This is a genomic window from Allobosea sp. 05T433 (assembly GCF_056396065.1).
Genome location: NZ_JBFTKS010000014.1, coordinates 79760 through 101294, shown reverse-complemented (window position 1 = coordinate 101294; position 21535 = coordinate 79760). Strand labels below are relative to the sequence as shown.

Below are 21535 nucleotides of genomic sequence, written 5' to 3'. Positions count from 1 at the left end.
GGGCGTCGGCATCCACTGCTTCGGGGCAGGGCGTTTCAATGCGCGGCCGCTGCACCGCCGCCTTGGCCCTTCCTGGCGAACAGGACCACGATCGCGGCGAGGACCAGGATGATGCCGATGACGGCGAAGGTGTCGCTGAAGCCGAGCACCAGGGCCTGGCGCTTGACCGTCTTGCCGAGCGCGATGACCGCCTGCTGCTGCGCCGCCGCATGGTCGGAGATGCCATGCGCCATGAAGTAGTTCGTCATCTGGTCGAGGCGGGTGCGGACCTCCTCGCGGAAGGGCGTGACCGCCTGGCCGATGATGTTGGAGTGGAACTGCTCGCGCTTGGTGATGATCGTGCCGAGCACCGCGGTGCCGACCGCGCCACCGAGATTGCGCAGCATGTTGAACAAGCCCGACGCATTGGCGGCGTCCTTCGGCTGGATGCTCATCATCGCGATCGCCGTCAGCGGCGTGATCACCATGGACTGGCCGACGGCGCGCACGACATTGGGCCAGAACAGCTGGTCGCCGGAATAGTCGAGCGACATGTGGATGTTCATGAAGCAGGAGGCCGCAAACAGCGAGATGCCGACGAAGGTGATGTAGCGCACGTCGAAACGCTTCATCAGCATCGGGACGAGCGGGATCAGCAGGAGCTGCGGCAGGCCGGTCCAGGCCAGCACCTTGCCGATCTGCTCGGCATTATAGCCCTGCACCTGGCCGAGATATTGCGGCAGCACATAGACCGAGCCGAACAGGCCGAAGCCGACGAGGACATTGGCGATCGTGCCGACGGTGAAATTGCGGTTCTTCAGCAAGGAGAGGTCGACGAGGGGCTTCTTCACCCGGAGCTCGATCCAGATGAAGGCCGCCAGGAACACGACCGCGATCGCGGTGAGGCGGATGATGAAACTCGACTGGAACCAGTCCTCCTTGTTGCCTTCCTCGAGCAGGGTCTGCAGCGCCGACAGGCCGATCGCCATCGTGGCGATGCCCGCCCAGTCGCCTTCGCGCAACAGCCCGAGCTGCATGGGCTGGTTTTCCAGCGTGAAGGCGAGGGCGATCACCATCGCGATGCTCGGGATGGTGTTGATGAAGAAGATGGTCTGCCAGCCGTAATTCTCGGTCAGGTAGCCGCCGATGGTCGGGCCGATGGCGGGCGCGAAGGTCACGGCCAGCGCGAACATCGCCAGGCCCATCGGCTGCTGCGACTTCGGCAGGCGCGTCACCACCATGGTGAAGGCCATGGGGATCAGGACGCCGCCGGCAAATCCCTGCAGGCCGCGCAGCGCGATCATCTGGCCAAGTGTGGTGGCGAAGGCGCAGGCCATGGAGAACAGCGCGAAGGCGACCGTGCTCCAGATCATGTAGCGCTTGAACGAGAACACCCGGCTGAGAAAGCTCGTCAGCGGGATGACGATGATCTCGCCGATCAGGTAGGAGGTCGAGATCCAGGCGCCGTTGTCGACGCCGGTCCCGATGCCGCCCTCGATGTCGAGCAGCGAGGCATTGGTGATCTGGATGTTGAGGATCGCCATGAAGGCGCCGATCGCGCCGGCGATGATCGCGATCCAGGTGGAGAGGCTGGCCTTGTCCTGCGCGGGAAGAGCCTGCGGGAGGACGGCGGCAGTCGGCGTTTGGTTCGGCATGACCCAGCTCCTTGCAAGCCAGGCGCGCGTGCCGGAAGCATGCTCCTCAAGACCGGGGCGCGGCCTTGCGACATGCTCAGGATCGGCTAGCGCGCGTCTGCCACGACATCGGCGTTCGAGACCTTGGTGTTGATCGTCGGCACGACCGACATGCCCGGGCGCAGATCGCCCGCCAGGCCATGGCCGGCGTCGAGCACGATCTTAACCGGAACGCGCTGGACGACCTTGGTGAAGTTGCCGGTCGCGTTGTCCGGGGGCAGCAAGGCGAATTCCTGGCCGCTGGCCGGCGCGATGCTGTCGACATGGCCCTCGACCTTGACGCCCGGGAACATGTCGACCTCGACCTCGACCGCCTGGCCGGGCTTCACCCCGGTGAGCTGCGTCTCCTTGAAGTTCGCGACGATATAGGTGCCGGCGAGCGGCACGACCGCCATGAGCTGCGTGCCGGCCTGCACGTACTGGCCGATGCGCAGCGTGCGGTTGCCGACGACGCCGTCGACCGGGGCGGTGATCTCGGCATAGGACAGGTTGAGTTCGGCCTGGCGCTGCACGGCCTCGTCACGCGCGACGGTCGCCCGTGCCTGGGCGAGATCGGCCTTGATCAGGTCTACCTGCTTCTGCGCTGCGGCGAGCGCTGCCGTGTCGCGGTCGGTTGCGGCGCGGGCAGCCGCGATCTTGGCAACGGCGGCCTGCGCGTTCTGCACGGAGCCGTAGCCGGTCCTGGCCAGGTTCGTGTAGCGGTCATTGTCCTGCTCGGCGAAGGTCTGGTTGGCCTTGTCGACCTCGACGGTCGCCCGGGCGGTGTCGATCAGCGATTGCTGGGCGTCGAGCTGGGCCTGCTTGCTGGCGACGGCGGCGTGGGCAGCCGCGACCTCGGCCTTGGCCTGGTCCAGCGCGACGCGGAGGTCGCGGTCGTCGATCCGGGCGAGGACCTGGCCGGCCTTCACCGGCTCGTTGTCGCGCACCAGCACCGCTCCGATATAGCCCGAGATCTTGGGGGCGATCGTGGTGCTGTCCGCCTTGACATAGGCGTCGTCGGTCGAGACCTCGAAACGGCCGGTCGTCCAGTAATCATGGCCCCAGGAACCGGCGCCAAGCAGAGCGGCCAGCGCGACGCCAGCAAGCGCCGCCTGGCGCAGCCTGCGCTTCGGCTGAACGGGTGCTGCGGGGGAGGCTGCCGCTTCGGCCAGCTTCTCCGCGACGATCCCCGGCACTGCCTCGTTGGCGGGGATGGCGCGTTCGGCGGAAATCCGGTCCTGATGGGTGCTCATCGCTTCAACTCCTGCAGGGCTGGGCGATCAGCCGTTCCTGCAATATGGAAACTTGATGTTTTCTAAAATAGTCGCTACCTTTCCTGTGTCAACGATAATTTGGAAAACCGTCATGGTACAAATTCACGAAACGGTGAAGCGCTGCCGCGGACGGCCACAGACCCGGCCCGACGAGGAGACGATGCGCCTGATCGTCGAGGCTGCGGACCGTGAGTTCCAGTCGAACGGCTATGCCGGCACGAATATCAAGGCGGTGGCGGACCGGGCCGGCGTCTCGACCAAGACGCTCTACAAGCTCGTGCCGACCAAGGCCGGGCTCTTCGAGGCGACGATCCGCCTTCGCATCAGCCGCTTCCTGCTCGATCTGGACGACGAGGTCGGCGAGGAACTCGACCCGCGCGAGGCGCTGGAACGCATCCTGTTCGCCTTCGGCGTGCTGACGCTGAGCGCCGAGACGATCGCCATCAACCGGCTCGTCATCGGCGAGTGCGGGCGCTTCCCCGAGGTCGCGCGCGCTTTTTACCAACTGGCGATCGTGCCGGTGAACGGCGTCATCGAGGCCTGGCTGACGCAGCAGAAGGACAAGGGCACGCTTCGCATCGACGATGTCCATATCGCGTCGGGCATGCTGCGCGGCATGATGATCATGGAGCCGCAGCGCACCGCGATGATGGGGCAGCGCGCCGCACCGCATCGCGACGAGATCGCACTTCGCGCCCGGCAATGCGCCGAGGTCTTCTATAACGGCTGCAGGATGTGAGGCGCCGAGATCTGACGGAGAGGGGGGCTTGGCCGGGCCTGCCTGCCGGTCCCTGGACACAGAGTGCGCATGAGCGGCCGCGCGTCGCTCATTCCGTCGAGTCGAAGTCGTCCTCCCCGCCATTCAGCATCGCGGCCAGTGTGCGCAGGCCGGTATCGAGCTGATCCATCGTCGGGGAGGCCAGCGCCAGCCTGACGGCGTTGGGCGCATGGCCGGGGCTGACGGCGAAGGTCGAGGACGGCGTCAACGCGATGTCGCGCCTGGCTGCCGCCGCGACGAAGGCCTGCGAGCGCCAATGCGCCGGCAAGGTCAGCCAGAGATGATAGCATTTTCCGTTGGTCCGGATGTCGAAGCCGGAGAGACGGTCGGCCGCCAATCTCTGGCGCGCCCGCGCGTCGAGGCGCTTCAGTCTCGCAAGCGCGGCAACGGTGCCGTCGCCCAGCATCCGCTGCGCCGCCGCAAACGCAAATCCCGAGGCGGTCCAGCCGCCCGCGCGCACCGAGGCCGCCACGCTTTCCCGCAGGCGCGGGGGCGACGCGATGAAGCCAAGCGTCAGGCCGGGCGCGACCTTCTTGGAGAGGCTGTCGATGACGATGCAGGACGCGGGCGCCAACGCGGCAAGCGGTGGCTGATCGTCGAGGAAGCCGTAGACATTGTCCTCGATGACCGGAAGCGCGAGTTCCTCGACAACGCGCAGGAGATCGGCTCTGCGCGCCGCATTCATCGTCATGCCCAGCGGATTCTGGACCGCCGGCTGAACATAGATGGCCGAGAGCTGGGCCTCGCGATGCGCCGTTTGCACCGCGTCGGGCCGCAGGCCGTCTTCGTCCATCGCCAGCGGCACCAGCGAAATCCCGAGCCGGGCGGCGATGCTCTTGATGAAGGGGTAGGTCAAGGCCTCCACGCCGCAGCGGCCGCCCGCTGGAACGACCGCAGCGAGCGCTGCGGCAAGGCTCTGGCGGCCATTGCCGGTGAACACGAGCTGTTCGGGCGAGGCGGACCATGCGCCCTGCGACAGATACGTGGCTGCGACGCCTCTCACCGCCGGCGTCCCGATGCTGGTCGCCTGTCGCAACGCGGCATCCAGCGCGGCAGGATTGTCCAGGCCGCCCAGGCTCTTGGCGATCAGCGCGGTCTGGTCGGGAAGGATCGGGTAATTGAACTCGAGGTCGATCCGGCTGCCATGCGGCTCGCCTGGCGCCGCCACGCCACGCCTGGCATCGCCTGAGATGAAGGTGCCCCTGCCGACTTCGCCGACGACGAGGCCGCGGCGCAACAGCTCGGCATAGACGCGGCTCGCCGTCGAGACGGCGATCGCGCGGTCATAGGCGAAGCTGCGCTGCGGCGGCAGGCGGTCGCCCGGCTTGAGCGTGCCGTCGGCGATCTCCGCGGCGATCGCGTCGGCGAGCTTCAGATAATCGGATTTCGACATTATTGCACCGAGGTCAATGTTTCGATTGCTCGGAGCATTATGTCGGATCATTTTGTCCGCATCAACATGATTGAACCGGGAGCCGCGACGTCTTCGGGACTCAAAGCAGCAGGTGGCCCGCTCGGCGAGCGCTTGCGGCTGTGGTGTCGCCTTGCCCGGATCGAGCATTGGGAGACAGGACATGTCTGCAATTCCTTCAATCTCACCTTCCGTGACGCCCATTCCTGCAACCTTCGCCCGGCATGCGGTCGCAGGGACGCCCGGCGCACCGTTCCGGCTGCTCGGCGCCTCTTACCGCTGGATCGCGGGCTATTTCGTCCGCCGCGACGCGATTGCATGGCTTCGCGAATGTGATGACGCGGCATTGCGGGATATCGGCCTGGCGCGGAGCGAGATCGAAGACGCGGTCCGCGGCCTCGTCAGCCCTTCCGGTGGAGCGAGGAGGGGATGATGGCCTCCTCGGCCGCGATGGGCCCTTGCGCAGGCGGAGGCCGGCACGCGTCCTCCATGGAGGCCGCCACATGGACCTGACCTGGGCCACAATCCTGGTCGCCTTTGCCGGCGTCTTCCTGATTGGCTTCATGCGGGGAGCTTTTGGCGGCGGCTTCGCCATCATCGGCATTCCGCTGTTGTCCCTCGTGATGGACCCGGTCACCGCCGGCGGGCTGCTCGCGCCCCTGTTCATCGCGATGGATCTCTATGCGCTGCGCTACTTCAAGCCCTCGACCTGGTCGAAGCCGGATCTCGTGCTGCTCCTGCCGGGGCTCGTGATCGGCATCGGGGCGGGCTTTCTGCTGTTCCGCTCTCTTGACCACCGGACCGTCACGCTCGCGATGGGGGTGATCACCCTGATCTTCGTCGGCCTCTGGCTTGTCGGAGGCGCTGAGGTGACGACCCGGCCGCGTTCGACGCCGAAGGCGATCACGGCCGGTCTCGCCTCGGGTGTCACGACCATGGTCGCCCATTCCGGCGGACCGCCGCTGGCGATGTATCTGCTGCCGCTCGGCCTCGGCAAGGAGATCTATGCGGGCACCACGAGCCTGTTCTTCACGGTCGGCAACGCGACCAAGCTGGTGCCGTGGCTGCTGCTGGTGAAGCCGAGCGCCCATGTCTGGACCTTGATGGCGCTTTGCCTGCTCGCCATTCCCATGGGCGTCGGGCTGGGCTGGCGGCTGCACGGCGCGCTCGACCAGCGCCAGATCTATCGCGCCTGCTACGCGCTGCTGGTCGTGACGGCGCTGAAATTGCTCTGGGACGGCATTTCTGGATTTTGGGGCTGAGCGCGACTGTCTGCACCTCGCGCTTTCACGGGGCCAGGCCGATGGCTGCCGCAGCCTTGCGGTAGCGCATCTGGGTATCCGCTTCGAACCTGAACGTAGTCAGGAAATCGTCGAGCCGGTAACCCGGGTTGAGGGCATGGATGCGTGCGACGTGGGTGCGCGCCTCCTCGATACGGCCGGCAAGCGCGAGGCAATGCGCGGCGATGGCCAGGATGTGCACATGCGCATTGGGGCGCGCGGCCGCCTTCACGCCCCAATGCGCCGCCTCCGCGAAGGCGCCCAGCCTGACCAGCGCCATCGCACGCGTGCCCAGAATGCCAAACAGCAAGGGATCATGCGGGCTCAGCAGACGGGAGTGGTCGGACGCCGCGATCGCGGTTTCGGGATCCCCCGCCTGGCAGTGGACGAAGGCGAGAGCGTAATGCCCGAGCGCGAAATTCGGGCTGAGCGCCACGGACCGTTCCAGCGCGCCGATGGCTTCGGCTTGATCGCCGGCGAGCCACATGGCTCGTCCCATCGACCAATGGGCGGCGGGATTCTGCTCGTCGATCAACAGGCTCTGTTCGGCGGTTTCGATGGCCCGTCGGACTTCGTCATTCCGTTCGCCCCAGCGCTGGAAGGCCCTTTGCCAATGCGTGAAGGACAGGCCGGCCTGGGCGCGCGAAAAGGTCGGATCGAGCTGCGCCGAGCGGCGGAAGAACGCCGCGGCCTGCTCATTTTCCGCGGCGGTGAAGCGGTACATGTGCCAGAGCCCGCGATGATAGGCTTCCCACGCGTCGAGCGACTCCGGAGGTCTCAGGATCGCGCGATTGCGCTCCGCGGTCTCGATTTCGGAAGCGATCGCCGAAACGATGCCGTTGCCGATCTCGTCGAGCACGGCGAGCCGATCGAGCGAAGAGGCCTCGAACCGGTCCGTCCAGACGATATGCGCACTCGCCGCCTCGACGACTTCGATGACGGCGGTGGTGGCGCGCTCGTGCCGCTCCAGCAGCCCGGTGACGACATAGCGGACGCCCAGCCGCTCGCCGATCTCGCGATATCCCAGCTGCTCCGGCGCAATCGCGAAGACCGAGCCGCGCGCGATGACGAAGAGCCCACGCAGGCGCGCCAGGCGGCTGATCACGTCATGTGTCAGGGCGTTGCCGAGATCGCTGGGGCCGATGCCGTTCGCGCTCACTTCCTGGAGCGGCATGATCGCAACGGAAATCCGGTGCTGCGCCGAAGGCTCTGTCGTCTCATGGCCGGCGGCCTCGGCGGCGACGGACGCGGGCGTCGTCCTCAACTCCCTCCAGGCGGCCGCGATGGGGGCAAAATCGATGCCGTCGGCCGCGAAACTCCTGGCGGTCCTCTCGAGGTGCCGGGTGCAGTCGTCGATCAGGCGCCGATCGTAGAGTTCGGCCAGGAACCGGGCGTGCGCGCCGATATCGAACGGCGAAAGCTCGATCCATCTGCGGGCCGCGGCCCAGCCTGCTGGCGTTCCCCTCGCTGTCCTGCGCGCCGTCTCGGCCACCAATGCGATTTCGAACGAGCGGAACTCGCTCCGGCGGCTCGCCACCCAGTGTTCGAACTCGATGCTCTGGGCGAGCTCGGTGCCTTCCAGGAATTCTTGCTCCGCCGCGGCAGTGAGCGACTGCAGCTCCGTGTCGCCAAGCCGCCCGAAGCCGGCTTCGGCAGCCGCAAGCAGGCGCAGGACATCGACATCGCAGCCCGCGAGATCGAGCGCGATGCCGTCATCGCAGGCTAAGACGCGACGATGAGCGGGGTCGTCGACCAGCGCTCGCAGCTTGCTGAGGCACCATCTCAGCTCGCCGCGCGGATCGTCGGGGACCTGCCATAACAGGCTGCAGAGGCGCTCGCGGGGAACCGGACGCGAAGCCAGCGCGAGATAGGCAAGCAGCGCCCGCACCTTGCGCGAGGGCGGAAGCGTCTCGGCCGCACCGGCGCGCAGGAGCTTCAGCGGACCGAGGAGCCGGAGCTCGAGCTCGGGCCTTGAAAAATCGGCATCGGAACCCTGCGATTCCATGCGCACTCCAACGGTGGCTCCCACGCGGAGTACCCCACCGCCATCCTAGCATCCCCTGACTATCCGCACAGCCGGAAGCTGCGGCGGCTGGGATGGCCACCGCCGGAAGTCAGTCATGAAGGAGGGAAACCATGCCTTCGATGGACATTTCGAGGACGACGCAAGGTCGGGGCCGCCTGTTCGAAACCGTGCTCGACACGATTGGCGACACCCCGGCCATCCGCATCAACAATCTCGGCGTCGATCACGCCACGATCTATGTGAAGGCCGAATTCTTCAATCCGGCCGCCTCGGTCAAGGACAGGCTGGCGGTGGCCATCATCGAGGAGGCCGAGCGCAGCGGCGCCTTGCGGCCCGGGCAGACGGTCGTCGAGGCGACCAGCGGCAATACCGGCATCGGGCTCGCCATGGTCTGTGCGCAGAAGGGCTATCCGCTCGTCGTCACCATGGCGGATAGTTTTTCGGTCGAACGTCGGCTGCTGATGCGGATGCTCGGCGCGAAGGTCGTGCTGACGCCGCGGGCGCAAAAGGGGTTCGGCATGTATCTGAAGGCCGTCGAACTGGCCGAGAAGAATGGCTGGTTCCTTGCCCGGCAGTTCGAGACCAAGGCCAATGCCGCCATCCACGAGGCCACCACAGGCCGCGAGATCGTCGGCGATTTCGCCGGCTCACGCCTCGACTATTTCGTCACCGGCTACGGTACCGGCGGTACGGTGGTCGGCGTGTCGCGCGTGCTCAGGCGGGAACGTCCGGAGACGAAGATCGTCCTGAGCGAGCCGGCGAATGCGCGGCTGATCGGCAGCGGCCAGAGCCAGCAGCGTGGTGCGGGAGGCGCGCCATCGGCTAGCCATCCCGCCTTCGAGCCGCATCCGATCCAGGGCTGGACGCCGGATTTCATCCCCGATGTGCTGCAGGAGGCGATCGACGAGCATTACTATGACGACGTGGTTCCGATTGCCGGACCGAAGGCGATCGAGTGGGCCCGGCTGCTGGCGCAAAAGGAAGGGATCTTCACCGGCATCTCGGGGGGAGCGAGTTTTGGCGTCGCCCGGGAGGTCGCTGCTACGGCGCCGGCGGGCTCCGTCATCCTGTGCATGCTGCCCGACACCGGCGAGCGCTACCTCTCGACCCCGATGTTCGACGCGATCGAACCCGGGATGGACGCGGACGAACTGGCATTGTCGCAATCGACGCCCGGTTTCCAGATCGCTGCCGAATAGCGCGGAGGAGACAGTCATGGACGCGCGTGTGGGACCATTGATGCAGACGGATCCCGACGGATATGGCGGGGAGGAAACGCTCGATCCGCAGGAATGGGACGCGGTTGCCGCGCTGGCGCATCGCGTCGTCGACGACGCGGTCCGCCATCTCAGGGATCTGCGCGAACGGCCGGTCTGGCGGCCGATGCCGGGCGAGGTCGAGGCGCTGTTCCGCGCCCCCGTGCCCGATCAGCCCAGGCCGATCGAGCAGGTCTACGGCCTGGTGCGCGACAGCGTGCTGGCCTATCCGATGGGCAATATCCATCCCCGCTTCTGGTCGTGGTTCATGGGGGCGGGCAATTTCTCCGGTGCGCTCGGCGACTTCATCGCCGCCGTTCAGGGCTCGAACCTGGGCGGCGGGAGCCATGCTGCTGCCCGGCTCGACCAGCAGGTCGTCGGCTGGCTGCGCGATATGGTCGGCCTGCCGTCTTCGGCCAGCGGCACTCTTGTCAGCGGCGGCTCGGTGGCGAACCTGATCGGGCTGACCGTCGCGCGCAACACGGCGGCGGGGATCGATCTGCGCGAGCACGGGGTCGCCGCGCTGGATCTGCCCTTGCGCTATTATGCATCCGATCAGGTCCATTCCTGCCACCGCAAGACCGTCGAGGCACTCGGGCTCGGCAACAAGGCCTTGCGCCGGATTCCGACCGGCCCCAGCTGCCGGATCGACCTGGATGCGCTGCAGGCCGCGATCGCGCAGGACCGCGCCGAGGGCTTTCATCCCGCCTGCATCATCGGCACGGCCGGCACCGTCAATTCCGGTGCTGTCGACGATCTGGCGGCGCTCGCCGACATCGCGGCCGATGAAAACATCTGGTTCCATGTCGACGGCTGCATTGGCGCCCTGCTGACGATCGCACCGAAGAACGCCTGGCGGGTGAGGGGTATCGAGCGCGCCGATTCCGTGGCGCTCGATCCGCACAAATGGCTCCACGCTCCGTTCGAGGTCGGCTGCGCTCTGATCCGTGACCGGGCAAGCCACAGGAACAGCTTTGCCGTCTCCCCGGAATATCTGCAGACCACTACGCGGGGCATCGCGTCTGGGGACTGGCTATACGAATATGGGCTGCAGACGACGCGCGGTTTCAGCGCCCTCAAGGTCTGGATGGCGCTGATGGAGCACGGCGTTGCGAAATTCGGCCGCCTGATCGACCAGAACATCGCGCAGGCCGCCTATCTCGCCGAGCTGATCCGGTCGCAGCCGGCCCTGGAGCTGGTTGCCCAGCCGGAGATCAATATCGTCTGCTTTCGTGTCGCTCCGGAGGGCCGTGACGAGGAGCGCGTCAAGCAGATCAATGTCGAGATCATGCTTCGCCTCCAGGAGACCGGCATTGCTGCCCTGTCCGACACGACGCTCCGGGGGCGGCACTGCCTGCGCGTGGCGATCTGCAATCACAGGACGAGGCTGGAGGATCTGGATCAGCTTGTGGCCGCCGTGCTGAACCTTCGAACGGGTATGGCAGAGCAGGCAGCCTGAGGGGCTGAGGTCAACGTCTCGCCCCCGCGAGCACTGTTGCACGGCGAAACGGGTTGAAACCTGCCGCAGTCGGTCCATGCTAGTCTCAGTTTTCGGGTCGGAAGTACATCACGGAAGGAAAACGTGCATGTCCACGAACCTCGATCAGATCCGCGACCAGCAGCGCGACACCTGGGATCGTTTTTCCGCCGGCTGGAAGACATGGGATCGCCTGGTCCTGAGTTGGCTTGCTCCCTTCGGTGCGGCGATGATCAGACAGGCCGATCTCCATGACGATTCCCATGTCCTGGATGTGGCTGCCGGCACCGGCGAGCCGGGGCTCTCGGCGGCGGCGCTGGTCCCGCGGGGGCGCGTGACCGTGACCGACCTCTCGCAAGCCATGCTGGCGGTAGCGGCAGAGAACGCTGCGCGTCGCGGCCTGCGGAATTTCGACACCAGACCGTGCGATGCCGGTGCGTTGCCCTTCGACGATGCGAGCTTCGACGCCGTACTCTGCCGCTTTGGCTTCATGTTCTTCCCCGACATCGATGCAGCGGCGCGCGAGTTCGCACGCGTGGCTAAGCCGAACGCTCGCATTTGCGCCGCCGTGTGGAGCGCCCCGGAGAAGAATCCCTGGGCAACGACCATCATGGGCACGATTGCGCGTCATGTTGAGATGCCGCCACCGCCACCGGGTTCGCCAGGCCTGTTTCGCTGCGCGCCGGAGGGCCTGATGCGTTCCGCCTTTGCCGCAGCGGGCTTGCACGACATCACCGAAGAGGAGGTGTCGGCCGAGATGGTTCACGAGACGCCGGAGCAATACTGGCAGTTCATGAACGACATCGCCGCCCCGGTCGTTGCCGGGCTCGCCAAGGCCGATGCTGAGACGGCGGAGCGGATCCGCAGCGAAGTCCTCGACCTGGCGCGCCAGTCCATCCGGGACGGCAAACTGCGCCTGATGTCGACTGCAAGGGTGATCGTCGGCTCGCGCTAGGACCCGGCGCGTGCGTTCACGACCAAGGCATCGGCGCGTGGCTGTCATTGGGGCGGGTCTGCGCCGGGGCGCGTGCGGACCGTCGCTATCGTCCCGACCAGGGCCAGGACGCCGGGAATGGGCCCCAAGCGAACGCCATTCCCGTGCTGTCGAGGAGAGGGATCGTGATCAGGCTGGGCGCGAAGGCGTCTCTGCGGCCGGCCAAAGCCGACGGCCTGGTCCTGCACTCGGCCCCGGCATGGTCATCGACACGGGCTCAGGCAGCGCCAGGCTCTGGAACCGATCCGCCAACCCGCCGAAGGGCTCGTCGCGCCGAGCCCTTCTCCATGCCCCGCCTGCGATCGTCAGGCGGCGTGGCTGCGGCGCGGCAGCTTCCAGTCCGGGCGGGCGAAATGGCAGGTGTACCCCCCGGGCTGGCGCTCGAGATAATCCTGGTGTTCCGGCTCGGCCTCCCAGAAGTCGGAGACCGGCACCAGTTCGGTGACGACTTTTCCCGGCCACAGGCCCGAGGCATCGACATCGGCGATCGTCTCCTCCGCCACTTTCCTTTGCTCTTCGGACCCGTAGAGGATCATCGAGCGATAGCTCAGGCCCATATCGTTGCCCTGCCGGTTCTTCGTGGTCGGGTCGTGAATCTGGAAGAAGAATTCGAGCATATCCCTGAAACTCGTCTTCTCCGGATCGAAGACGATCTCGATCGCCTCGGCGTGGGTGCCATGATTGCGATAGGTCGCATTCGGCACGTCGCCGCCGGAATAGCCGACCCGGGTGGAAATGACGCCGGGGCGACGCCGGATCAGATCCTGCATCCCCCAAAAGCAGCCACCAGCCAGCACGGCCCGTTCAGTTGCGCCAGTCATTGCTCTTCTCCTTCTTCAGCCGATCGCATGCGAAACAGTGCTTCGTCTGGCAAGTAATCGCCAAGGGGGGTGATCGCCAGGGGGCGATCGCCATGGCTTTATCGCCAGAGATGACGTGCAAGGAGGGCGTGTCGATGGCCGTGCGCGTCCAGGTAAGGCAAATTCACGTCACGCTACGCGACCTGCTTCAGGGCCTGCTCCAAGTCGGCGATGAGGTCGGCGGGCTCCTCCAGGCCGACATTCAGCCGGACGATCCGGCCATCATAGCCGCGCTGGGTCCGCGGTAGCGGCGGGTAGGCCATCGCCAGGCTATGCGTGCCGCCCCAGCTGAAGCCCAGCGGAACAGGCGCAGCGCCTCGACGACATCTGTGACGCGCTGCGTATCCCAGCCCGGCTCGAACACCACCGAGAACACGCTCGCCGAGCCGGTGAAATCGCGCCGCCAGATCTCGTGCCCCGGACAGTCCGGCAGGGCCGGGTGGAGCACGAGCGCGACCTCGGGGCGCGCCTTGAGCCAGTGGGCGATCTCCAGCGTCGTCCTCTCCAGGCGGTCGAGGCGAACGGCCAGCGTCTCCAGACCGCGCAGGGCAAGCGCGCAATCGTCCGGTGATACCGCCATGCCGAGCAGGCGGTGTGTCGCGCCGATCCGCTCCTGCGCCTCCGCCGTCCCGACCGAGACGGTGCCGAGCAGGATGTCGCTATGGCCGCCGACATATTTGGTCAGCGCCTGCATGCTGACATCGACCCCATGCGCGAAGGCATCGAACAACACGCCCGCCGCATAGGTGTTGTCGAGCGCCACAGGTACGCCCGCCGCATGCGCTGTGGCGACGATGGCCGGCACGTCCTGCACCTCCATGGTGATCGTGCCGGGGCTCTCGCACCAGATCAGCCGCGTGTTTCGCCGGATCAGCGCAGCGATGCCGGAGCCGATCAGCGGATCATAGGTCTCGACCGTGATGCCGAGCCCGGCCAGCAGCTCATCGGCGAGTTCGCGGTTGGGCCCATAGGCGGTCTCGGGCAGGAGGGCGTGATCGCCCGCACGGCAGAAGGCGAGATAGATCAGCGCGATCGCCGCCTGGCCGCCCGGCACGACGAAGCTCGCGCGCGCGCCTTCGAGGTCGGCGATGCGCAGCGCGAGTTCGCGCGTCGTCGGCGTGCCGTAGAGGCCGTAGGAGTAGCCTTCGCCGCGCCAGTCGTCGCGAGCCTCGGCGACGCGCTCGAACAGCACGGTCGAGCCGCGATGAATGGCGGGGACGAGGGCGCGAAAATCCTGCGATGCGGCCACCCTGGGGTGCACGAGCTTGGTCCGCCAATGCCGGGCGGGATTGTCGTCGGTCATTGCGCCTCACCGAATCGCCGGGGTCGACAGCCCCCTGAGCCAGCAAGGGTGGGGGCCGCTCCCCGCCGCTGTCAAAGGGGACGGGGCGATCGCTAGGGGGCTCCGACACAACTTATCGCTGCATCGGGATCGAAATCGCCCTTCGCGCGTTAAACCTCTGCGCCACCAAGCGAGCGCGAGGAGTAGACGATGACGACGATGAGGCAGACAGCCGTTTCTTTCGCGGCCCTTCTGATGCTGGCATCACCCGCCTTGGCGCAGTCGCCGCCGCTCGGGCCTTCGACCGGCACTGTTCGCATCGAGCAGGTTTCCGCCGGTTTCATCGCCTCGGGCGAGGCGGGCGGCGGCACCTTGCGCTTTCAGGGCCGCTCCTATCCGATCTCGGTCGGCGGCCTTGGCATCGGCTCCATCGGCGCATCGCGCACGGTCGCAACCGGGACGGTCTACGGGCTGCGCAAAGTGTCTGATTTCGCCGGCGCTTATGTCCAGCTGAAGGAAGGCTGGGCGGTTGGCAGGCAGGGCGGCGGCAATGTCTATCTGCGCAACGACAAGGGCGTGACCCTGCGATTGGCGACGCGCCGGCAAGGGCTTCAGCTTTCGCTCGGCGCAGATGGCGTGCTGATCGGCTTCAAGCAGTAGAAGACCATCCGGCAACCAGTTCACCGGACCGGATCTCGCATCCGGTCCGACCCTTGCGTAGCAAGGGAGGCAGTTTCCGTCCAAAAGTAGAGGGATCAGGAATCCATCTGATCTCGGCTGCTCACGACGCGTCCGACTGGCTCGCCCGGACATTCCCCCTTGCGTCTGCGCCATGCGCCGGTCAGCGGGCTGATGTTTTAAGATAGTCTTCGACCCGGCTCAGCAACAGCGCGCAGCGTTGGAGCGTTGCTTCCGTGTCTCCAAGGTTCTCGCGGTCGAGCACCGCGAACTCCCTGATCATCGATCCCGGCGGGAATTGCTGCCAGCTGAGGTCAATGTGATACCAATCCTCGCCGACCGGCAGGCCGTTCCAGAAATGGGTTTCGTCACTTTCGCCCGTCCACACCATTCCCTTGATGATTTCCGTTTGCGGGTAATAGTGCTGCACGACCCGTGAGGTTGGGTAACACTGACCAAGGGCGGGATTGCCGGGCTTCACAGCCGCCTTGTACGAGGTTCGTCCGTCCCAGGACGCCTCTAAAGCCTCGCGAAGGCGCAACATTCGGTCCTGGAGCTTGGTCTGGTTCGGCATGGCGACTCCCATGGGTTCCGGCATCGGATCCTGCTGAGGTTCAAGCTCGCTCCGATGGATCTTGCGTCGCACGCGACCAGTCACGCTCTCAGTCCCGATGGCGCCTCACCCTCGCGCAACGCGGCTTCGTCACTCGCAACAGGAAGCGCGCGGAACAGGGCCGCGATCATGTGGACGAAGAAATCGCACATGCGCGGGTCGCCCGATTGCGCACGGCCTTCGGAGAGCCGTTCGACCCGGCGGTCGGCGACATGCATCAGGAGCGCTCCGAGCGCATATTCATAGCCCCAGACCATTGTCTCGCGTGAGCGGCCGGGCAGGGCCTGCATCATCGCATCGATCAGGCTATGCGCCAGACGGTCATAGACGCGCTCGATGATCGCGCTCGCCTCCGGCCCGGGATCCCAGGCGGTGCGGGCGACCAGCAACGAGAATGCGTCTGCGCCGGCTTCCCGCAGGCGAATGACCGGCTCAGCCCAGGCCCGGACCAGATCCTCGACCGCATGGGGATTGGCGCCGGAGATATCGACCGCGGCAATCCTGTCGATGCGCTCGGTGACGTAGCCGCTGCGATGCGCGAAGACCGCGGAGAACAGGTCCTCCTTGCGCCCAAAGTGATAGCCGACAAGGGCAAGCGGCACCTTGGCCGCGCCCGCGATGTCGCGGACCGAAACGCCGGAATAGCCACGTTCGGCGAACAGGGCCTCGGCCGCGCTGAGGATCGCGAGCCGCCGATCTTGCGCCGCCTCGGCCTTCCGCGAACGTTTTGCCTCGCCCGGTCCGGTCATGCCGCCCGCTCCATCAGCACTCCTCGTCGATGATCTTGTACGATCGTCCAAGATATCCTATCCCATTCCCGACGCCGGCAAGCCCGGCATGCGGCTGGCGGCGATGAACCTGATCGATCTGTCCATTCCCCTAGAAAACGACGTACCGGCCGATCCGCCCTTCCAGAAGGTCAGGATCGACTACCGCCATCACGGTGAGACGGCGACGGAAATCGCCGCTGCCTTTCCGGGTCTGCGCCCCGAACAGCTTCCGGACGGCCAGGGCTGGGCGGTTGAGCAGGTCAATATCTCGACCCATAACGGCACCCATGTCGATGCCCCCTGGCATTATCATCCGACGATGGATGGCGGCGTGCGGGCCGCGACGATCGATGAATTGCCGCTCGACTGGTTCATCAGGCCGGGCGTGAAGCTCGATTTTCGCGATATGCCGGACGGGCATGTCGTGACGCCGGACGAAATCGACGCCGAACTCCGGCGCATCGGCCATCGCCTGCAGCCCTTCGAGATCGTCGTCGCCAACACCCGCGCCGGCCAGCGCTATGGCGAGGCCGACTATATCCATTCCGGCTGCGGTTTTGGGCGAGCGGCCACGCTGCATCTCGTCCGGCAGGGCATCCGCGTCGTCGGCACCGATGGCTGGAGCTGGGATGCTCCGTTCAGCCATACCGCGCGCCGCTTCGCCGAGACCGGCGACGCCTCGCTGATCTGGGAAGGCCACAAGGCCGGCCGGGAGGCGGGCTACTGCCAGATCGAGAAGCTGCACAATCTGGAAGCGCTGCCGCCGACGGGATTCACCATCTCCTGCCTGCCGGTGAAGGTGAAGGGCGGCTCGGCCGGCTGGACCCGGGCTGTCGCCATTCTGAACGCATGACATCGCAGGCATAGGTCGAAACACAACGGCCGATCCCGGGGAGGGGCATATGGGCAAGGTCATCATCACCTGTGCGGTCACGGGCGGCATTCATACGCCGACCATGTCCGAGCACCTGCCGATCACGCCGGGCGAGATCGCCCAGCAGGCGATCGAGGCGGCGGAGGCCGGCGCCGCCATCCTGCATCTGCATGCGCGCGATCCCAGGGATGGGCGGCCGACGCCCAATCCGGCCGTGTTCATGGAGTTCCTGCCGCGGATCAAGCAGGCGACCGATGCGGTGATCAACATCACCACGGGCGGCGGTCTCAACATGACCGTCGAGGAGCGTCTTGCCGCGCCGCTGCAGGCCGCGCCCGAGATGTGCTCGCTCAACATGGGCTCGATGAACTTTGCGCTGCATCCGCTCGCCAAGCGCTACAGCAACTGGAAACATGGCTGGGAAGAGCCCTATCTCTCCGGCACGAAGGATTTCATCTTCCGCAACACCTTCGCCGATATCGAGCGGATCTATAAGCTGCTCGGCGAGGGGCACGGCACCAAGTTCGAGCATGAATGCTACGATGTGGGCCATCTCTACAACCTCGCCCATTGCCTCGATCAGGGCTGGTTCAAGCCTCCGGTCTTCCTGCAGCTGATCTTCGGGATTCTCGGCGGCATCGGCGCCGACATGGACAATCTGATGTTCATGAAGCGTACGGCCGACAAGCTGTTCGGCAAGGACTATCAGTGGTCCGTGCTGGCCGCGGGCCGCCACCAGATGCCGTTCTGCACGCAGGCCGCGATGATGGGCGGCAATGTCCGCGTCGGCCTCGAGGACAGCCTGTTCATCGGCCGCGGGCAGCTCGCCCGCAGCAATGCCGAGCAGGTCGCCAAGATCCGGCGCATTGTCGAGGAACTCGGAATGGAGATCGCGACGCCGGCGGAAGCACGCGCCACGCTCGGGCTGAAGGGCGGCGACCAGGTGAACTTCTGAGGCGCGCCATGGCGGGGACATCCAATCCGATCGACGGCTTCACGGTCGATCCAGCGGCGATCAGCTATGTCGGCGAGTGCCTGCAGCGCCCGGAATGCATCCTGGCCGAGCGCGACGGCACGCTCTGGTCAGCCGATGCGCGCGGCGGTGTCGTGCGCATCGTCCCGAACGGGCACCAGCGGCTGATCGTGCAGCAGGCGAGCCGCGGCTTTGCCGAGGCCGGAAACGACGAGGACCGCTTCGTCGCCGGCACCTTGCCGAACGGGCTGGCCTTTGCCCGCAATGGCGACATCCTGATCTCGAATTTCGGGACCGACCGGCTCGAGATCATGACCCGGGACGGGCAGACGCGCGTCCTGATCGACAACATCGGCGGCGAGCCGATCGGCAAGGTCAATTTCGTGCTGCGCGACAGCCGGGACCGGATCTGGTTGACGATCTCGACCCGGACGAAGAACTGGATGAAGGCGATGAGCCCCGCGATCCGGGACGGCTATGTCGCGCTCTATGATGGCGGGCGCCTGCGCGTCGTCGCCGACGGCTTCCATTTCACCAACGAGATCAGGCTCGATGCCGCCGAGGAGTGGCTCTATGTCGTCGAGACCTGCGGCCGCCGCGTGACGCGGCTGCGTGTCGGCGGGGATGGCAGCCTTTCGCAGCGAGAGACATTCGGCCCCAGCGATCATGGCGCCTTCATCGACGGCATCGCCTTCGACGCCCACGGCAATCTCTGGGGCACCCATGTCATGACCGACCGCATTTTTGCGATCACGCCCGACGGCGACCTGCGCATCCTGCTCGACGATGATCGCGGCAGCGCGGCGGGCAGGGCGCTGATGGCGGCCTTCGCCCGCGACGAGGCGACGCCCGAGCTGATGCTCGCCTGTGGCGGCAGCATCGCCCCCTGGTTCGCCAGCATCACCTTTGGCGGTCCCGATCTGCGCACCGCCTATATCGGCAGCCTGAGGGGCACGCGCATTCCGACATTCCGGTCACCTGTTGCCGGATTGCCGCTGGCTCATTGGCACGGGAACGATCGACCCGCCTGACGGTCGACGGATTGGGAGGATTTGGAATGCGGATCAAGTTCGTAGCAGCGACGGTCGCGCTGGCGCTCGGGTGGCCGGGTCTCGCGGCCAAGGCGGAGATCTCCGACGGAGTCGTCAAGATCGGCGTCCTCACCGACATGTCCGGCGTCTATTCCGACATCACCGGCAAGGGATCGGTGCTGGCGACAAGGATGGCGATCGATGATTGCCTTGCGGCCGAATGCGCCGGCATGACGATCGAAACCGTCTCGGCCGATCATCAGAACAAGGCCGATGTCGCCTCCGTGATCGCGCGCGAATGGATCGACCAGCAGAAGGTCGATGTCCTCGCCGACATGTCGAACGCCTCGCTCCAGCTCGCCTTGCCGCCGCTGCTGAAGGAGAAGAACCGGGTCGGCCTGTTTCCGGGCGGCACGGCGCGGCTGACCGGTGACGCCTGCCAGCCCGATCATATCGTGCAATGGATGTGGGACACCTATGTCCAGGTCTCCGGGGTCGCGAATGCGCTGACGAAGCCCGGCTCGAAATGGTATCTGGTGACGGCGAATTATGCGCTGGGACACCAGCTCGAAGCCGATACCAAGACCCTGGTGACGGCCAAGGGCGGGAACTATCTCGGCTCGGTCCGGCATGCCTTTCCCGCAACCGAATTATCGTCGCAGCTCCTGACCGCGCAAGGCTCGGGCGCCGACATCATCGCGCTGGCCAATGCCGGTGGCGACACGATCGCCGGGATCAAGACGGCGCGGGACTTTGGCGTCGGCCAGGGCGCCCAGAAGCTGGTCGCCTTCTTCATGACCGTGATGGATGTGAAGAGCGTCGGCCTCCAGGGCGCGCAGGGCACCGTGCTGACGGAAGGCTTCTACTGGAACCTGGATGATCGGACGCGCGCCTTCTCCGAGCGCTTCAAGGCGAAGAACGGCACCGTTCCCTCGGCCATCCATGCCGGAATCTATTCGGCGGTCCGGCATTATCTCAAGGCGGTCGCAGCCGCGAAATCGGACGATGCCAAGACGGTCATCGCCAAGATGCGCGAGATCCCGATCGAGGACGATGTCGTGCGCAACGCGAAGCTGCGCGAGGACGGACGCATGGTCCATGACTTCTACGTCTTCCAGGTGAAGAAGCCGGAGGAGTCGAAGGGCGACTGGGACTTCTACAACCTCGTCGCGACCATCCCCGGAGACCAGGCCTTCCGCTCGCTCGCAGACGGCGCCTGCCCGGCTCTCAAGAAATAGAGAGGCGTCGCCGATGGTCTGGGGTTGGGGATGTCATCGCCCTGGCCTCCAGGCCAGCAGCGACGCCGCCGCGCGCGCCGCCGGTTTCGTGGAGACCGGGACGGGGTGTTTGGTGACGCTGGAGTCGGCGCCTGTACCACCTTCCGGCTCATCGCCATCTATGTCATGATCACCATCATTGACTTCGCGCATTGCTTCGACATGACGCAATGGAGCCGGCGGCTCGAGCGGAGGCTGCATGTCGCTCCTTGATCTGAATGACGTGGTCAAGCGCTACGGCCAGCACACGGTCTTGAATGGCGTGTCGCTCACCGTCGCGAAGGGGGAGATCATCGCCGTCATCGGCCGCTCGGGCTCGGGCAAGAGCACCTTGCTGCGCTGCGTGAACGGGCTGGAGCCTATCCAGGGCGGCACCATCTCCTTCAACGGCACCGTGGTCAACGATCCCGGCACGGATCTGCGCAAGCTGCGCCTGCATGTCGGCATCGTGTTCCAGAGCTTCAATCTCTTCCCGCATCTCAGCGCCGAGGAGAACATCACGCTAGCGCCCAATGTGGTGAAGGGGGTGCCGCTGGCCGAGGCACGGCGCCTGGCCGAAACCGTGCTGCGAAAGGTGGGACTGGCCGAGAAGATCGATCCCTATCCCGATCAGCTCTCCGGCGGTCAGCAGCAATGTCTGGCCATCGCGCGTTCGCTGGCGATGTTGCCGCAACTCATCCTGTTCGACGATCCGGAGCTGGTCGGCGAGGTGCCGAAACTGCTGGAGGAGATGGTGCGCGACGGCATGACCATCATGCTGGTGACCCACGACATCGGCTTTGCCTGCAAGGTCGCCAACCGCGTGGCGTTCATGCACCAGGGCCTGATCTGGGAGGAAGGTCCCGCGGCCGCGACACTCGCCCGGCCTCGCACGCCAGAGCTCGAGACGTTTCTAAGCGCAGTCCTATTGCATTGAGCTCACCGCCGGCAGGAGCAAATTAAGCGGGTCGAACGTCGGCTTAAGGGGGGCAGCTGCTGGCGAGGGCGGAGATCGAGGGGCATGAGGATGCATGTCAGTCGGGAACCGCG

General features: G+C 66.0%; 20 protein-coding genes. 12 read left to right on the top strand and 8 right to left on the bottom strand.

Annotated features, from left to right (window positions below; translation table 11 throughout):
* Nucleotides 1–35 precede the first annotated feature (35 nt).
* Nucleotides 36–1634, bottom strand: a complete 1599-nt coding sequence (locus tag AC1DGP_RS19880; RefSeq protein ID WP_476768869.1) for an MDR family MFS transporter — start codon at nt 1632–1634, stop codon at nt 36–38.
* An 86-nt stretch (nt 1635–1720) separates the two neighbouring features.
* On the bottom strand, nt 1721–2905 hold the full coding sequence (locus AC1DGP_RS19875; protein WP_476768870.1) for an HlyD family secretion protein: 1185 nt from the start codon (nt 2903–2905) through the stop codon (nt 1721–1723).
* A 112-nt stretch (nt 2906–3017) separates the two neighbouring features.
* Here AC1DGP_RS19875 and AC1DGP_RS19870 point away from each other — a divergent pair, with 112 nt between their 5' ends.
* Nucleotides 3018–3665 (top strand): TetR/AcrR family transcriptional regulator, encoded by a 648-nt coding sequence (locus AC1DGP_RS19870; protein ID WP_441491160.1) that lies wholly within the window; start codon nt 3018–3020, stop codon nt 3663–3665.
* Nucleotides 3666–3753: 88 nt separating this feature from the next.
* On the opposite strand, the gene AC1DGP_RS19865 is transcribed toward AC1DGP_RS19870, so the two are convergent.
* On the bottom strand, nt 3754–5097 hold the full coding sequence (locus AC1DGP_RS19865; RefSeq protein WP_476832440.1) for an aminotransferase-like domain-containing protein: 1344 nt from the start codon (nt 5095–5097) through the stop codon (nt 3754–3756).
* Between the two features lie 181 nt (nt 5098–5278).
* Between AC1DGP_RS19865 and AC1DGP_RS19860 the strand changes: the two genes are divergently transcribed.
* Complete coding sequence (locus AC1DGP_RS19860; RefSeq protein ID WP_476832439.1) at nt 5279–5548, top strand: YjiS-like domain-containing protein; 270 nt, start codon at nt 5279–5281, stop codon at nt 5546–5548.
* 70 nt (nt 5549–5618) lie between these two features.
* Complete coding sequence (locus AC1DGP_RS19855) at nt 5619–6377, top strand: sulfite exporter TauE/SafE family protein (RefSeq protein ID WP_476769142.1); 759 nt, start codon at nt 5619–5621, stop codon at nt 6375–6377.
* 25 nt (nt 6378–6402) lie between these two features.
* Here the strand turns inward: AC1DGP_RS19855 and AC1DGP_RS19850 are convergent, their stop codons facing one another.
* On the bottom strand, nt 6403–8400 hold the full coding sequence (locus AC1DGP_RS19850; RefSeq protein ID WP_476769143.1) for a transcriptional regulator: 1998 nt from the start codon (nt 8398–8400) through the stop codon (nt 6403–6405).
* A 131-nt stretch (nt 8401–8531) separates the two neighbouring features.
* Between AC1DGP_RS19850 and AC1DGP_RS19845 the strand changes: the two genes are divergently transcribed.
* The 3 genes from AC1DGP_RS19845 to AC1DGP_RS19835 all read left to right on the top strand — a co-directional run bounded on the left by AC1DGP_RS19845 (nt 8532) and on the right by AC1DGP_RS19835 (nt 12109).
* On the top strand, nt 8532–9620 hold the full coding sequence (locus AC1DGP_RS19845) for a PLP-dependent cysteine synthase family protein (RefSeq protein ID WP_476769144.1): 1089 nt from the start codon (nt 8532–8534) through the stop codon (nt 9618–9620).
* Nucleotides 9621–9636: 16 nt separating this feature from the next.
* Nucleotides 9637–11136: a pyridoxal phosphate-dependent decarboxylase family protein gene (locus AC1DGP_RS19840; RefSeq protein WP_476769145.1), complete on the top strand. Its 1500-nt coding sequence runs from the start codon at nt 9637–9639 to the stop codon at nt 11134–11136.
* Between the two features lie 127 nt (nt 11137–11263).
* A complete protein-coding gene (locus AC1DGP_RS19835; protein ID WP_476769146.1) occupies nt 11264–12109 on the top strand; it encodes a class I SAM-dependent methyltransferase in 846 nt (281 codons plus the stop codon).
* Nucleotides 12110–12453: 344 nt separating this feature from the next.
* Here the strand turns inward: AC1DGP_RS19835 and msrA are convergent, their stop codons facing one another.
* The gene (gene msrA / locus AC1DGP_RS19830) at nt 12454–12969 is read right to left on the bottom strand and encodes a peptide-methionine (S)-S-oxide reductase MsrA (RefSeq protein ID WP_476769147.1); all 516 of its coding nucleotides are present in this window, start codon (nt 12967–12969) and stop codon (nt 12454–12456) included.
* Nucleotides 12970–13210: 241 nt separating this feature from the next.
* The gene (locus AC1DGP_RS19825) at nt 13211–14311 is read right to left on the bottom strand and encodes a PLP-dependent transferase (RefSeq protein WP_476769148.1); all 1101 of its coding nucleotides are present in this window, start codon (nt 14309–14311) and stop codon (nt 13211–13213) included.
* Nucleotides 14312–14500: 189 nt separating this feature from the next.
* On the opposite strand from AC1DGP_RS19825, the gene AC1DGP_RS19820 reads away from it, so the two are divergent.
* Nucleotides 14501–14950 (top strand): hypothetical protein, encoded by a 450-nt coding sequence (locus AC1DGP_RS19820; RefSeq protein WP_441491170.1) that lies wholly within the window; start codon nt 14501–14503, stop codon nt 14948–14950.
* A 181-nt stretch (nt 14951–15131) separates the two neighbouring features.
* Here AC1DGP_RS19820 and AC1DGP_RS19815 read toward each other — a convergent pair whose 3' ends face one another.
* Together AC1DGP_RS19815 and AC1DGP_RS19810 are read right to left on the bottom strand one after the other, a co-directional pair.
* Nucleotides 15132–15542 carry a YunG family protein gene (locus AC1DGP_RS19815; protein WP_441506738.1) on the bottom strand — a complete coding sequence of 137 codons (411 nt, stop codon included), beginning with the start codon at nt 15540–15542 and terminating at the stop codon, nt 15132–15134.
* A gap of 80 nt (nt 15543–15622) precedes the next feature.
* Nucleotides 15623–16330 (bottom strand): TetR family transcriptional regulator, encoded by a 708-nt coding sequence (locus tag AC1DGP_RS19810; RefSeq protein ID WP_476769150.1) that lies wholly within the window; start codon nt 16328–16330, stop codon nt 15623–15625.
* 88 nt (nt 16331–16418) lie between these two features.
* Between AC1DGP_RS19810 and AC1DGP_RS19805 the strand changes: the two genes are divergently transcribed.
* The 5 genes from AC1DGP_RS19805 to AC1DGP_RS19785 all read left to right on the top strand — a co-directional run bounded on the left by AC1DGP_RS19805 (nt 16419) and on the right by AC1DGP_RS19785 (nt 21422).
* On the top strand, nt 16419–17204 hold the full coding sequence (locus AC1DGP_RS19805; protein ID WP_476769172.1) for a cyclase family protein: 786 nt from the start codon (nt 16419–16421) through the stop codon (nt 17202–17204).
* Nucleotides 17205–17253: 49 nt separating this feature from the next.
* The gene (gene kce, locus AC1DGP_RS19800; protein WP_441491173.1) at nt 17254–18180 is read left to right on the top strand and encodes a 3,5-dioxohexanoate:acetyl-CoA acetone transferase; all 927 of its coding nucleotides are present in this window, start codon (nt 17254–17256) and stop codon (nt 18178–18180) included.
* Between the two features lie 8 nt (nt 18181–18188).
* Complete coding sequence (locus AC1DGP_RS19795; protein WP_476832438.1) at nt 18189–19229, top strand: SMP-30/gluconolactonase/LRE family protein; 1041 nt, start codon at nt 18189–18191, stop codon at nt 19227–19229.
* Nucleotides 19230–19255: 26 nt separating this feature from the next.
* The gene (locus AC1DGP_RS19790; RefSeq protein WP_476769152.1) at nt 19256–20467 is read left to right on the top strand and encodes an ABC transporter substrate-binding protein; all 1212 of its coding nucleotides are present in this window, start codon (nt 19256–19258) and stop codon (nt 20465–20467) included.
* A 238-nt stretch (nt 20468–20705) separates the two neighbouring features.
* Entirely contained in the window at nt 20706–21422 is a 717-nt protein-coding gene (locus AC1DGP_RS19785; protein WP_476769153.1) for an amino acid ABC transporter ATP-binding protein, read from the top strand.
* Nucleotides 21423–21535 lie beyond the last annotated feature (113 nt).

Excerpts from the sequence above, each read along its gene's own strand:
- AC1DGP_RS19855 (WP_476769142.1), top strand. The coding sequence starts at position 5,619 with ATGGACCTGACCTGGGCCACAATCCTGGTCGCCTTTGCCGGCGTCTTC.
- AC1DGP_RS19805 (WP_476769172.1), top strand. The coding sequence starts at position 16,419 with ATGCGGCTGGCGGCGATGAACCTGATCGATCTGTCCATTCCCCTAGAA.
- kce (WP_441491173.1), top strand. The coding sequence starts at position 17,254 with ATGGGCAAGGTCATCATCACCTGTGCGGTCACGGGCGGCATTCATACG.
- AC1DGP_RS19850 (WP_476769143.1), bottom strand. The coding sequence starts at position 8,400 with ATGGAATCGCAGGGTTCCGATGCCGATTTTTCAAGGCCCGAGCTCGAG.
- AC1DGP_RS19840 (WP_476769145.1), top strand. The coding sequence starts at position 9,637 with ATGGACGCGCGTGTGGGACCATTGATGCAGACGGATCCCGACGGATAT.
- AC1DGP_RS19860 (WP_476832439.1), top strand. The coding sequence starts at position 5,279 with ATGTCTGCAATTCCTTCAATCTCACCTTCCGTGACGCCCATTCCTGCA.
- AC1DGP_RS19845 (WP_476769144.1), top strand. The coding sequence starts at position 8,532 with ATGCCTTCGATGGACATTTCGAGGACGACGCAAGGTCGGGGCCGCCTG.
- AC1DGP_RS19790 (WP_476769152.1), top strand. The coding sequence starts at position 19,256 with ATGCGGATCAAGTTCGTAGCAGCGACGGTCGCGCTGGCGCTCGGGTGG.
- AC1DGP_RS19815 (WP_441506738.1), bottom strand. The coding sequence starts at position 15,542 with ATGCCGAACCAGACCAAGCTCCAGGACCGAATGTTGCGCCTTCGCGAG.
- msrA (WP_476769147.1), bottom strand. The coding sequence starts at position 12,969 with ATGACTGGCGCAACTGAACGGGCCGTGCTGGCTGGTGGCTGCTTTTGG.
- AC1DGP_RS19785 (WP_476769153.1), top strand. The coding sequence starts at position 20,706 with ATGTCGCTCCTTGATCTGAATGACGTGGTCAAGCGCTACGGCCAGCAC.
- AC1DGP_RS19835 (WP_476769146.1), top strand. The coding sequence starts at position 11,264 with ATGTCCACGAACCTCGATCAGATCCGCGACCAGCAGCGCGACACCTGG.
- AC1DGP_RS19795 (WP_476832438.1), top strand. The coding sequence starts at position 18,189 with ATGGCGGGGACATCCAATCCGATCGACGGCTTCACGGTCGATCCAGCG.
- AC1DGP_RS19880 (WP_476768869.1), bottom strand. The coding sequence starts at position 1,634 with ATGCCGAACCAAACGCCGACTGCCGCCGTCCTCCCGCAGGCTCTTCCC.
- AC1DGP_RS19825 (WP_476769148.1), bottom strand. The coding sequence starts at position 14,311 with ATGACCGACGACAATCCCGCCCGGCATTGGCGGACCAAGCTCGTGCAC.
- AC1DGP_RS19865 (WP_476832440.1), bottom strand. The coding sequence starts at position 5,097 with ATGTCGAAATCCGATTATCTGAAGCTCGCCGACGCGATCGCCGCGGAG.
- AC1DGP_RS19810 (WP_476769150.1), bottom strand. The coding sequence starts at position 16,330 with ATGACCGGACCGGGCGAGGCAAAACGTTCGCGGAAGGCCGAGGCGGCG.
- AC1DGP_RS19820 (WP_441491170.1), top strand. The coding sequence starts at position 14,501 with ATGACGACGATGAGGCAGACAGCCGTTTCTTTCGCGGCCCTTCTGATG.
- AC1DGP_RS19875 (WP_476768870.1), bottom strand. The coding sequence starts at position 2,905 with ATGAGCACCCATCAGGACCGGATTTCCGCCGAACGCGCCATCCCCGCC.
- AC1DGP_RS19870 (WP_441491160.1), top strand. The coding sequence starts at position 3,018 with ATGGTACAAATTCACGAAACGGTGAAGCGCTGCCGCGGACGGCCACAG.